Origin of the sequence: Neorhizobium alkalisoli, from assembly GCF_007829835.1 — a bacterium.
GTDB lineage: Bacteria > Pseudomonadota > Alphaproteobacteria > Rhizobiales > Rhizobiaceae > Neorhizobium.
In genome coordinates, this window is the sequence record NZ_VIWP01000017.1 from 73,203 (window position 1) to 85,534 (window position 12,332).

Below are 12,332 nucleotides of genomic sequence, written 5' to 3' on the forward strand. Positions count from 1 at the left end.
CCCTCAATATTTTTCCGTCAAAGAAGCATGCGGCGCACCTGGCGCGCCGCTGTTCATGGTCGGCCGGTTGTCAGGCGGCCGGTTCGTGGATCGGACACCTGTTGAAGCCCGCGCGGAAACTGGATGAATGTTCGTAGGTCGCTTTGCGGGCGCGGTTGATGTTGCCCAGGGGCTTGTGGGCAGCAAGTCCGGTCCAGATGCTGAAACGCATCTCTTCATCAACCTTCTGCACATTCTCCTCCGACCAGCTGTCCTGGGGTTCCGCCCGCAGCGTGGCGACCGCGACGAAAGGCGCATCCTCTTCCTTCCACTGCGCGGTGGGATCCTCGACCGGCTGTTTGTCGAGATCACGACAGAGCTGAACGCAGAATTCCCATTCGCCGGTCAGGTGCTGCATCTCTGCCTGCACTGTCGCGCGGATCGCGTCCGGCTGATCCTTCGTGTCGATTTCCTTACCCGTCAATTCAGTCAGGTCCTTCGAGACGGGTCGGATGCTGAACTTGGCGATATAGTCGCCATACCTGAACGGCGTCACACTGTAATAGGTCTCGCCGAGCGGATCGGAATCGGGAGCGCCTCCCATGGCTTGCACGGTTGAACTCGACACCCCAACGGCTTCGAGCGCCGTGTTCACGCCCTGAAGCACACTGGACAGGACTTCCTTGGTGCTTTCCATACGGCCGGTCGTCTTGGCAAGCATCTTGAGGCTACCCAAGAATTTCTTTGCGTTCTTTGCCTGGAAAACCGGGCCGTTGACCATCACGAAGTCCTGGGTGGTGCCGGCCGCGTCCGGTAGACGTTCGCCTGGCACGTCGACGACCTTGAGCGCGATACCGCGGGGGAGTGAGATCGCATCCGGAAGGATGTCGCCGGCATTCGTCGAGATGCGCATATAGATCTTGTAGGTGCCGGGGTTCGCAAAGAGGCCTTGCGCAAGTTCCGGCGGCAGCCCGCCTTTGACAGTCATCGTGCCCTCAAGAATGCCATGCGCCTTCGCATGGACCGAACGCACCGCGTGGCCATAGTCCTTTGCCGTCTTGTTGAGAATGATATCGAACGTCTCGTTCAGTTCGCAGATCGTCTCCTGCTCGTCATTTTCGAAACTTTCGACCTGCGGGGTGTAAAGGACTGGCGGATTGGTCGGCATGGGGCTCTTCCTTGCTGGTGGGAGAGATCTAAAGCTCCGAAGCCAGCAGAAGTTCCTCCAAACGCCCGCCTTCGACAAAAACCCGTCACTACAATCATTATGGGCATGCAAGTCCCCAACCCTTGGGGAGCTTTGCCAGCCAAATCCCCTCAAAAGGCGAACCAGATCCTTCGCGATCCTGACCACTCTTCCTGTAAGTGCTCGTGGTGCAGGGCGATGGGACGCCAGGGCGCAGCATCAAACTCAGTCCCGCGCACCAGACAATCCCTCCGGATCGGATCCCGGCTCGTCTCGCACTCGGCCGGTTCGAGACTCGATCTTCAGATATCCGTTTCGTCCACCCGTCCAACTGAAGGACATCGGTCTATTCGTATTTTATTAAATATGTCGGCAAATACTCTTACCCGAGGGGCGATCAAATTCTGGACGAGCGAGTTCAACTCGTGAACACGGAGCGGAGACTGCCATGTACCAGCGTACAGTTCTGATTGTCGAAGATGAATTGCTCATCCGGATGGTGCTCGCCGACACCCTGGAAGATGAGGGTTATGAGATCGTCGAGGCGGGAAACGTCCTGGAAGCGATCGCAGTTCTTGGCCAGCGGAAGATCGACGCCGTGATAACAGACGTTGACATGCCAGGTGGCTTGAGCGGCTTTGATCTCGCTCGCATGATCTCGGACCAGCGTATGGACGTGCCGGTCATCATTGCCTCTGGCAGGCATCGGCCGCGTCCCGACGAATTGCCGGGCGAGGCAGTTTTCATCCCCAAGCCTTATGGAATGGACGCGATCTCGGCGATGCTGGACGAGATGACGTCGCTCGAGGGACGACGACTGGCCGGCTAAGTCGAAGTCGCTGAATGCGCCCATTTGAGACAGGATGCCAGGTTCGGAAACGGGGCTACGGCCTTTTAACGAAACGCATAATGCTTTTCTGCCGGCACAAGATCTTGAGCGCGCATCAACGAAACTCGAGGGGATTGGCCTTCAGACCGGGATCTCTTTCAGGATGAGCAACCGATTGCCTGGTACGCAAGCGAGGAGTTTTTCCTGTTCGAACGCGCCGATCACCGCCATGATCTCATCATGGCTGAATCCCGCGGCATGCATCGGCGTGCTGATGTCGAGAAGATTGATCGACATCTCTGGCGCTGCCTTGAGGGCATGAAGGCGCTCAAGAACGACGGTTTCGGTCTCTGAAAATCTGTTCATGCCTCATCGAATACCGGTTCGAGAAACGCCGTCAATCCTCCATCGAAAATCGCTGTAGCAATACGGACACGCCCGACATCGTTTTTGGCGAGTTCGAGATGTTTTGATGCCGAAGCATATCCACGTTTAGGTCACGGCCCCTAATTGAGCGTCACGAGCTGCCCTGTCGAAGCTCATTTCGCGCTACCACTCCGGTGATCTGATGTGTCGCATACTCGCCTTCCTGTTTGTCGCATGCCTGGTCACAGGCTGTGCCCGGCCTGGGCCCGGGACGCTCCTTGTTGTCGCTCCCGCCAAAGGAGCAAAGGAGATCACGGTTCTTGTTGCCACCGACCGGGATCCTGATCCGAAAGGTCTCGGATTCTCGGCCGGAAAATCGGCGCGCCTGCATTATCGTCTGGTGACAGTTTCTGTGCCCCCCACTCACAAGCCGACAGACATCGAGTGGCCGACCGACAAGCCAGACGCCTCGAAGTCGTTTGCCGTCATCAGAAGCAGAGATTTGACAAGCGGCGAGTTTGTCCAGCTGGCGCAGCAGATAGGACCCCGATCCCCGGTTGCACCAGGGGTGGGAATGTTCATCCATGGATACAATTACACATATCAGGAAGCTCTCTATAGGCTGGTGCAGATGAGCGTCGACGCCGGTCAGTCGCAGACGTCAATCCTTTTCGACTGGCCTTCGCAGGGCGATCTCGTAGGCTATGTGGCGGATCGCGATGCGGTCGCTTTTGCCCGCGATGATCTGGCGTCAGTCCTTGATGCGCTTGGTCGCGGTGGGGTGAAGACGACAGTCCTGGCGCACAGCATGGGCGGTTTGCTGACGCTTGAGACGCTCAGGCAGCTCAAGATCGCCGGCAGGCAACGCGAGCTCGACATGATCGAGCAGGTTGTGCTGGCAGCGCCTGACATCGATATCGACCTTTTTCAACGAGACATCAGGACAATCGGCCGGATGAAGAAGCCAGTCGTGGTGCTGGCGGCGAAGGACGACAAAGTGCTTGCTTTTTCCCAACGCCTGAGCGGTTCAACCGCGGCCGGCGCTCTCGACGTAAACGATCCAAGGGTGCAGGAACTTGCACAGAGTGACAACCTGCAGATTATCGACATCTCGTCCCTCAAATCGATCACCGGCACGAACCATGATCGTTTCGTATCCTTTGCAGCGGCATACCCTCAGCTCCAGAGGGCGAATAAAAACCAGTCCGGACCGGTGGCGGGTGCAGGAGCACTCGTCCTCAACGGGGTAGGCGATGTCATTTCCTCGCCTTTCCGCCTGACAGGTGCGGCACTGACGCAATAAGGACAGGCGCAACAAGGGCGGGCAAGCCGCCAATCGGTTTAGATCTAACCCGCGAAGCCGATGTCACTCACGGTGGCGCGGCACCACCACCGGGCACGACATCCAGGAAAGAGACGAGCCGCACCAGTGCGACATATTGCCAGAACTCTGATTGTCGTTTCCTCGGCAGCCTCAGCCTTGCTCGCGGGCCTATGGGCGACCTTGGCGCTTTGGTATCGCTTGCCACTGTTCGATCCGGGCAAGCTATTCATCTGCGTTGCCTATGCGGCCCTTTGCCTGGCTTGTCTGACGATAACCTTACGCCGGCGCTCATATGTTGCGGCACTGGTCCTTGCTGTGGCCATCGCCTCGGTCGTCGTGTGGTGGTCAACGCTGGCGCCCCCCGCGACTGCGGATTGGTCGCCCGACGTTGCCAGGCAGGTCACCGGCCGTATCGACGGCGATCGGCTGACGCTTGACGGCGTCCGGGATTTCGAATGGCGTTCCAATACGGACTTCACGGAAGGATGGAAGACGCGCGAATACGACTTGGGGCAGCTCGCTTCGGTCGATCTGTTCATGTCCTACTGGTCCGGCCCTTACATCGCCCACATGATTTTGAGCTTCGGTTTCAAAGATGGTCAATATCTGGCCTGGTCAGTGGAAGTGCGTCGTCGTCGGGGAGGCGCTTTTTCCCCGATTGCCGATCTCTTCAAGAGCAACCCCTTGGTGATCATCGCGGCTGAAGAACGAGACGTGATTGGTGTCCGGTCGAATATCAGAGGAGAGGATGTTCAGCTGTTCCGCACCAATTTGCCGCCTCCCGTGGGCAGAGATCTGTTGCTGGCCTATGTGCAGGACGCAAACGAACTTGCTGCCGCGCCGCGGTGGTATAATTCGATTACGACCAACTGCACGACAGCCGTCGTGTCGATGATGCGGGCGCTTGGGGATGTGATCCCTTTCGATTGGCGGCTCTACGTCAATGGCTATGTTCCAAATTACGTCTATGCGCGAGGCGTGCTGGATACCGGTCTGCCGATGTCGCGTTTGCGGGAGGCCGCTCACATTGATGCCCGCGCAGGGGAATTTGGATTGGCGGAAGGTTTCTCGGATGCGATTCGAGTGGGCGTTCCATCGCAGTCGAACAGGTGACGGAGAAGCAGGGGTTTTCTCTCATCCGCGATTTTGGGGGAAATTATTGCTGATCTCATCCAGGATTTTGTTCTATCCGGGTACGCACTTTTCATTTCGTCACTTCGAGAGCGCCACTCGAATTTCTTCGGGTCTAGCCATATCTGTAAACAACGAATGAGGACCGCCCCTTATGACGACGATCAAACGCATCGTGCTGGCAAGCCGGCCGCTGGCAGAACCAACGCCTGAAAATTTCCGGATTGAGGATGTCGAGCTGCAAGAGGCAGAGGAGGGTGATGTCACAGTCCGTGTCCTTTATCTTTCGCTCGACCCCTATATGCGCGGACGCATGAGCGAGGCCAAGTCCTACGCTGCGCCGGTACCGGTCGACGGCATCATGGAAGGCGAAACGATCTGCGAGGTGGTCAGGTCAAGGCATAATGATTTTGCGCCGGGCGATATCGTCCGCGGGCGAACGGGATGGTGTACAGGCGCAGTCATCAGTGGCGACATGATGCGGAAGGTTGAGACGCATGGCGCACCGATCACGACCGCGGTCGGCGTACTTGGCATGCCGGGTTTCACGGCATGGAGCGGTCTCAAGTTCATCGGCAAACCCAAGAAAGGTGAGACGGTCGCGGTCGCAGCGGCCTCTGGACCGGTCGGTTCGATGGTCGGACAGCTGGCAAAGCTTGTCGGGGCGAGGGCCGTCGGGATTGCCGGGGGGCCGGATAAATGTGCCTTCGTCAAGGACGAACTCGGCTTCGACGCCGTGGTCGATCATCGCTCGAGGGATTTCGCCAGCGATCTGCATGCCGCCGCGCCGAATGGGATCGATATTTATTTCGAAAATGTCGGAGGCCATGTCTGGGACGCGGTGTTTCCGCTCCTGAACCAGTTTGCGCGTGTTCCCGTCTGCGGCCTCGTGGCGCAATACAATGGTCATGACACTTCGGACGCCGACCGCCTTCCGGCGATGATGTCCGCCATTCTGAGACGGAGCCTTCTTGTTCGAGGGTTCATCCAGAGCGAATTTGCAGCCGACCATTTCAACGACTTTCTCGACGAAATCGGCCCACGGGTCGCGGCAGGCGAGATCAGGTACCGCGAGGACATCGTCGATGGACTGGAGAGCGCCCCGGAGGCGTTTATCGGTATGCTGAATGGCAAAAATTTCGGCAAGCTCATCGTCAAGGTCGATGGCGTCGTCTGACAAAAGGTTCCAGCATGAAGAAGATTGCAGTTCTCGATGATTATCAGAACGTCGCACTGGAGAGCGCAGACTGGGTGCGATTGAATGGCCGTGCGGAAATCACGGTCTTCAACGACCATGTCGATGACGAGGAGCGCCTGATCGCCCGCCTCCTGCCGTTCGACGCCATCTGCGTCATGCGCGAACGGACGCCACTGCCCAGACGGATTCTCGAACGCCTGCCGAACCTGCGCTTTATCGCCACGACCGGAGCGCGCAACGCCTCGATCGACCTTTCGGCGGCGCATGACCTCGGCATCACGGTGTCGGCAACGGGTGCGAACGGCTCGGGTGCTCCGGAGCTTACGTGGGCGCTCATCCTTGCTGCCGCGCGCCACATTCCGACTGAAGTGACCTCCTTTGACAATGGCGGCTGGCAGACCACGGTCGGACGCGATCTTTCCGGAAGCACGCTTGGCATCATCGGCCTGGGCAGGATCGGCCGGCAGATCGCAAAGGTTGGCCATGCCTTCGGCATGGATGTGATCGCATGGAGCCAGAACCTGACCGAAGACGTGGCACAGGCCGCGGGCGTCAGGCGGGTTGAAAAAGAGACGCTTCTTCGCAACGCCGACTGGGTGACACTGCATCTCGTTTTGTCCGAGCGGACGAAAGGCCTCATCGGCCGGCGGGAATTGGCAATGATGAAGTCGACGGCCTGGCTCGTGAATACCTCCCGAGGTCCGCTCGTCGACGAAGCGGCGTTGATTGCTGCGCTCGAAGCGCAAGCCTTAGCGGGCGCCGCGCTGGATGTATTCGATGTCGAGCCACTTCCATCGGATCACCGCTTTCGATCGCTGCCGAATGTGATCGCGACCCCGCATATAGGGTTCGTAACCGAACAATCCTATCGGATCTTTTACCGGGACACGGTCGCAAACTTGATCGCCTGGTTGGATGGACGTCCGGTTCGTGTGCTGTCGTCACCTGCCTGACAGGCCCGTCGGTTTCCTAATTCGGCTATCCCGCGATTAAACGGTCGAATTGTCGTTCTCGCCTATGATCGGTTAGAGGGGGCTCCATGCACGGCGTGACACGAGGCAAACGGAAGGCGGTCTAAGGCCTAGCGGGTCGTCAACGAAGCGAGACGTGCTTGGGCGGCCTGCCGCACGAGGTGCAGGCGTTCCAACTCCAGTATGGCATCCGGAAGCGCACGATGGACCGGGGCCGCCGGTTCTGAAGAGCTGATGACCTGCTCGACAAGCCCAGCGATATCAATTTCGGCTCCGTATCCAGAGAGAATCTGCGCGGCAGCTTCCACGAAAGCATCGTCCGATTTTCTCAATCTCAGTGCATGACGGGGAACGCCGCCGGCACGAAGCAGAACGCTGAGCCACTTTCCGTCCCAGGATGGCGAGCTTGCGAGCAGGTCGTTGCCGGAAAGCTCCTCCAGCATTTCCATGACAATCTGGTCGATGGCGATGCCATCCGCCTCCAGCAAGGCTCGCGATATGCCATGCACACGCTCTGCACCTTCAGCCCAGTCGCTCCAGCCAGGTTTGGGCTTTATGAGCATCGAACGCGAACGGCCATCCTCAAAAACCCATGCGATCTCGATCGGATAGCTGTGCTTGCTAAGCGAGGACGCTTCGAAATCGAGAAATACCATCATGCTGGATATCTAGGGAGCCGGGTCGAACCTAGCCACAACCCGTAAGTTCGATTTGCCGACAGCTGCGCCCCGGTCTTGCGAACGGGGGATTCTTCGTGGAGGCTCCGTGCATCTCTAGGGTGCCGCCTGGGACAGCTTTTTACTCCACATCGCGACGCGTAAGGCGACTGACGACAGATGCTGATCCGCTGTTTGACCCGAGACACCTTTACGTGGTTTGAAATCATGATCGCCGTCCTCCAACCAGAAGAGCTCGATTTCTTTCGACAGTTCGTAACGTGCCGCCTCCTCTTGGGATCCGAACGCATCTCGCGTTCCCTGACAGATCAAAGTCGAAGTCGTCATATCGGAAAGATGGGTGGTGCGAAGCTGTTCAGGTTTCCCGATCGGATGGAACGGGTATCCGAGACATAGAAGACCGGAAATGCGCCCGGCGCCGAATAGCTCGTCGGCGATCATGCTGGCGACCCGGCCACCCATCGACTTGCCGCCGATGATCACGCTGCCGATAGGTGCGAGCTCATCCATAAAGGCGAGGTACTCCAGCGTCAGGCGATCTGCACGCGGTGGGGGAGCACGCTTTCCGCCGGAGCGGCGCTGGCGCATGTAGTCGAATTCGAAACGCACGACGCGAAGTCCGTGGTGGACCAGCTTGGCCGACATTTCCTCCATCCAGGGCGTGTCCATGGGACCGCCGGCACCGTGGGCAAGAACTATCGTGATGATGGCGTCGGCGGGGCCATCAGAAAGATAGGCGTGCGACATGGTTTCTCCTTTCGAGCGCGCTAGAGGAACAGCCATTTATCGAGGTGAAAGCACCGTCTCGGAAATGCTGCAGTTCGGGATCCGCCCCATATCGATCGTCATGCTGCGGCTGGCGCATTCAGACGGCAGGGTCACGAACAAACCGTACATTGGAGAAGTGCGACGCCGCATGAACCGCGCAACCAATCTCTCGGTACCATTACAAGATTCTTGCCCTGGGCAAGTTGAATGGACATAGGAGTGAACGGCATCGCCATAGCTGAGGCCGATCCTTATTTTGCGAGATGGGTCCCGGTGGGCCTATGTGGGCGGTCGCAACGTCCCAAGCTCTGCTTCGTCCGTTTCGCACAGGACCTGATTAGCCCCGAGGCCTGCGCACCCGCGCTGCCTCACTGAACTCCCGTCGGGAAAGCCGCGCCGATGAAGCGAGGCAGGGCGGGTGATCTCTGGTGCGTTCGACTCTTATACCGGTGTTGTCTACCGACGATTGATCCATTTCCGCTTTTTGTTTGCAGCGCTCGCAAATGCTCGGAGGTGTCAGTGTGCTGCTTGCACAAAAGCCCGTCGTGCTTCGTCGTGATCAAGATGGCCGGCAGCCGCAGCAGAGCACTTGGCATGTGCTTCCCTCCATCGTGTGCTCTGTTTCACGTGTTGAAGGAATGTTCGCGCCTGCGCGGTCGTCGTAATCGTGATAATGAGACCATCGTCATTCAGGCGGACTGGCTCAGACCATTCATTTGACATCGAATTTTCTCCCAACGTTTACACATCGAAACAATCCGTGAGCAATGTGTCTGTTATTTGGCAGGTCTAAGGGAAGCCAATGCCTCCCTTGGCCCGACGAGGGCGGGTAATGTGAGAATTTTTAACGGAAGCAACGACCTGAAGTATAGATCCTCGTTCGTTTCGATAGGTTTTCCCATGACTATAGCCTTGCCTGCCGTACTCAAAATTGACGCAGGTACTCCTAACCTCTTAAATTTCGGGTGGAGGTGTCTGAAAATTCGAAATCGGTGCAAGTATTAAAGGCGAACCCATTCGGGATGCACGTTGTGACCGGGATTGGCATCTGGGGGATCAGCCTGGCTGATCGAGGCAGACGAGCGTTGTGTTGTGTCAACACTCGTCTGCCTGAGGCTGATGCTAATGGAGAACAATCAGCGCTGTCGGCAACGCCCATGTCGATAAACATTGCCGTAAAGAATTTACGGATCAACGGGCGAACATTCAATGTTCGATAGCGTACGGTCGCAGTCATGACGAGAGGCAGGCTGTTCGTAATGATTCAGCCTGCCTTGATCAAAGGAAGCGATCATCGACAGATGAACCGGGGGTACTTCCAAAGAGCGAGACGATCCGGCCGTGAGTGGCAACAGGATCGCCTCTGAACGAGTGGTTCGTCTAAACTTACCATAACTGAGTCATCGTCATGATCAAAGGGCTGGTCGTCTGTCAGGAACTGAATTTCCCGTGATGTGCCGGCTACTTCGGATTACCGTGACGATTTCATATCCCCTCAGATCGCCTTGTCAGCATCGAAATTTTAAAGCGAGAGTGGTCAAAAAATCGAGCCGCCAAGGCCCGCGAACGATATCGGTTTTAGGTAAGCAGGTTCGTCAGGAGAATATAGTCAATTACGGAGGCGATTGCTGCGCTCGACACGAATATCACGCGCAAACCTCTGGGCGATGCCCACCAATCAATCGTTACCATTGCAGGTCGTCCTTCGAACGCAAAACACTCGACTGAACATTAGCGTTCACTTAACAATAGTCAACAATGGGAGGCCGTTTCTGATATATTGTTGGTTAAGATGCGCTTCGGAATGATCGCTCGGCCCGGCTCGTAACTGCATGGCTAACCGTAGGGGAGCTCTTTTGCTGAGAGCAAAAAAGTCAATGCAACCTTGTCTTACCAGTGTGACCCGAACCCAATCGAGAGCTCGGACGAGCTTCGTCAGATTTCCGGGATTGGGTGCTGTGATGGAGAGGCTCGACACAATGATGGCCTGACTAGGGCTCGTCGAAAGCCGTCGCTCTGACCGTCACCTGTTTCCCATCCGGGTTCTGTTGGAATATCAGGCCCCCAGCAGCTTTTGAGTGCCCCGGGACATAGTCCAACACCGTCTCGACGCTCTCCAGCACCGACTGCTTCTCTATCATCTCGCCTCGAACTTTCACCTGAGAAGCAGTCGCGCTGGAGCCATTCTTGATTTCAAACAACACCTGAAAGCCATCACTGCGCTCTTCCGTCTGCAAAACGATCCCTTCAAGGTTCGGCGACGCATCTTGGTCAACGAACCCGTCCTTTCCAATCCAGACAATGACGGCGAGAACGATGCCCGCTGAGACCGCACCTGTGATCCATTCGATCCAGTGTGGGTCGCTGTTTTCGATGTTTTTATCGTTGGAAACTTTGGTCATTGCGCCTCACAGGATCAGTCGAGCTGCCGCCGCGCCGATGGCACCGGGGAAACTCAGAATGACAACTGCCATCAGAATTTGGGTCGAGCCGATGTCATCGGTCCTGTGGAACGTCCATAGGCAATAGGCGCTGATCAAACCGGCGATCAAATAACCGGGCAGGGTGAAGCGGACGAAGGCATGCCAACTCGGTGTACCCTCAGCGAGATCATGGCTCCCCTTGAAAGACAAGGCATAAACGAAGCTGTGCATCACAGCCAGCGATGCGGCGATGATGATCAGGGCGTGCCAAGGTGTCATTTTGTATGAAAGCAGGATCATTTCCTCTGTGGGCGCGACGTTGAGGTTGAGGAACAGAGCACCGACCGCCATCAAGAACAGCTCCCCGGCGTAACTTGTCTCACGTTCATGGACAGGGTCGTCATCATCGTCATCTTTGTCGTCATCATCATCCGACTGCCCGCCGAGCTGGCTTCGACCCAACATCGCACCGATACTCGCAGGGACGGCCTGGAGCGCGATCATACCGATAATTTCGTGCGCTGACTGGTCCTGCTTGATGACCCCCATCGCGACCAGGATGAGTGTGCTGGATACGATACCCAAGGCGTAGGCAATGCTTGCATCGCGGATAGCTTGCCGCCACGTCGACGTCTCTTCGAAACCGACCCTGTCAGAGAGGATTATCAACAGAGGGATGTTGACGAGAAGCAGGAGCAGGAGACGGCTGCGGTCCATGTAAACGCCCAATTCCCACATCTCCATTGTCATGAGCATGGGCAGAGCGAAGAGGAGGGCACCGGCGATACCGCGCGCAATCCCTGCGAAAAACTTGCTTTTGTCGAAATCCCGGCGCGTTGTCGCGATAGCCAATGCCGCCTTCCCTCTATGCGAAAAATTCCCACCAACCATAAATAGAGGCTACGCCGTTGAGGACCAGGGCGCTTGCAGCCGACGCGCGGCTAGGGTTGAGCAGAGCGAGCGCTGCTGAAAAAAGGGCTGTCATGGATATCAGCATCGACATGGCCTCGTTCAGCCTCCCTCTGTGATCGGGTCAGCGCTCATTCAATCATTCTGGTTTGGGATTTCCAGCTCCATCAGCATGGGCGCATGGTCGCTTGTATTTGGCCAACTGCGTGGTTTCCATCGGACACGGGCAGACCTCAGCCAGGGCTTTATGGCAGGCGACAGGAGGAAATGATCAATACGCAGTCCGGCATCGCGTTCAAAGCTGTTCCGCCAATATTTCCAGAACGTGTAGACGCGCTTAGTTGGATGAAGGTGACGAATGGCGTCCGTCCATCCTTGTTCGAGCAGGTCAGAATAGGCTTTGCGGACGTCCGGCCGAAAAAGGTGACCTGAGCCCCTGAACTTCCTCCAGATTTTGGTAGAGTCCGTCGTATCAATGCACTGAGACCGAACCTTGGACCGCCGGAAGCTGGAGTTTTCCGGCTTTGATCACGATGGCTGGCTGGTTGTGCCACCGGGATTATGCAGGTCA

Annotated in this window: 12 protein-coding genes and 1 pseudogene; 5 read left to right on the plus strand and 8 right to left on the minus strand. The window is 57.1% G+C overall.

The window, feature by feature from the left end; translation table 11 throughout:
• Window positions 1–70: 70 nt before the first annotated feature.
• Window positions 71–1,147 (minus strand): catalase family protein, encoded by a 1,077-nt coding sequence (locus FHW37_RS31545; protein ID WP_145643519.1) that lies wholly within the window; start codon window positions 1,145–1,147, stop codon window positions 71–73.
• A 466-nt stretch (window positions 1,148–1,613) separates the two neighbouring features.
• On the opposite strand from FHW37_RS31545, the gene FHW37_RS31550 reads away from it, so the two are divergent.
• On the plus strand, window positions 1,614–1,994 hold the full coding sequence (locus tag FHW37_RS31550; RefSeq protein WP_145643520.1) for a response regulator: 381 nt from the start codon (window positions 1,614–1,616) through the stop codon (window positions 1,992–1,994).
• Window positions 1,995–2,135: 141 nt separating this feature from the next.
• Here the strand turns inward: FHW37_RS31550 and FHW37_RS31555 are convergent, their stop codons facing one another.
• Entirely contained in the window at window positions 2,136–2,291 is a 156-nt protein-coding gene (locus tag FHW37_RS31555; protein ID WP_246691028.1) for a hypothetical protein, read from the minus strand.
• Window positions 2,292–2,562: 271 nt separating this feature from the next.
• On the opposite strand from FHW37_RS31555, the gene FHW37_RS31560 reads away from it, so the two are divergent.
• The 4 genes from FHW37_RS31560 to FHW37_RS31575 all read left to right on the plus strand — a co-directional run bounded on the left by FHW37_RS31560 (window position 2,563) and on the right by FHW37_RS31575 (window position 6,966).
• Window positions 2,563–3,663 carry an alpha/beta hydrolase gene (locus FHW37_RS31560; protein WP_145643522.1) on the plus strand — a complete coding sequence of 367 codons (1,101 nt, stop codon included), beginning with the start codon at window positions 2,563–2,565 and terminating at the stop codon, window positions 3,661–3,663.
• A gap of 135 nt (window positions 3,664–3,798) precedes the next feature.
• Window positions 3,799–4,797, plus strand: coding sequence for an Lnb N-terminal periplasmic domain-containing protein (locus FHW37_RS31565; protein ID WP_432442915.1), 999 nt, complete (start codon window positions 3,799–3,801; stop codon window positions 4,795–4,797).
• 172 nt (window positions 4,798–4,969) lie between these two features.
• Complete coding sequence (locus FHW37_RS31570; RefSeq protein WP_145643524.1) at window positions 4,970–5,992, plus strand: NADP-dependent oxidoreductase; 1,023 nt, start codon at window positions 4,970–4,972, stop codon at window positions 5,990–5,992.
• Between the two features lie 14 nt (window positions 5,993–6,006).
• Complete coding sequence (locus FHW37_RS31575) at window positions 6,007–6,966, plus strand: D-2-hydroxyacid dehydrogenase family protein (protein WP_145643525.1); 960 nt, start codon at window positions 6,007–6,009, stop codon at window positions 6,964–6,966.
• A gap of 128 nt (window positions 6,967–7,094) precedes the next feature.
• Here FHW37_RS31575 and FHW37_RS31580 read toward each other — a convergent pair whose 3' ends face one another.
• From FHW37_RS31580 to FHW37_RS34360, 6 genes and pseudogenes are all read right to left on the minus strand, one after another.
• On the minus strand, window positions 7,095–7,643 hold the full coding sequence (locus tag FHW37_RS31580) for a 3'-5' exonuclease (RefSeq protein ID WP_145643526.1): 549 nt from the start codon (window positions 7,641–7,643) through the stop codon (window positions 7,095–7,097).
• A 114-nt stretch (window positions 7,644–7,757) separates the two neighbouring features.
• Window positions 7,758–8,408, minus strand: a complete 651-nt coding sequence (locus tag FHW37_RS31585; protein ID WP_145643527.1) for an alpha/beta family hydrolase — start codon at window positions 8,406–8,408, stop codon at window positions 7,758–7,760.
• Between the two features lie 537 nt (window positions 8,409–8,945).
• On the minus strand, window positions 8,946–9,152 hold the full coding sequence (locus FHW37_RS34740; RefSeq protein ID WP_145643528.1) for a DUF982 domain-containing protein: 207 nt from the start codon (window positions 9,150–9,152) through the stop codon (window positions 8,946–8,948).
• A 1,268-nt stretch (window positions 9,153–10,420) separates the two neighbouring features.
• The gene (locus FHW37_RS31595) at window positions 10,421–10,831 is read right to left on the minus strand and encodes a hypothetical protein (protein ID WP_145643529.1); all 411 of its coding nucleotides are present in this window, start codon (window positions 10,829–10,831) and stop codon (window positions 10,421–10,423) included.
• 6 nt (window positions 10,832–10,837) lie between these two features.
• Entirely contained in the window at window positions 10,838–11,704 is an 867-nt protein-coding gene (locus FHW37_RS31600) for a TIGR02587 family membrane protein (protein WP_246691030.1), read from the minus strand.
• Window positions 11,705–11,896: 192 nt separating this feature from the next.
• Window positions 11,897–12,184, minus strand: a pseudogene (locus FHW37_RS34360) (exodeoxyribonuclease III); the annotation flags it as partial.
• Between the last annotated feature and the right edge of the window lie 148 nt (window positions 12,185–12,332).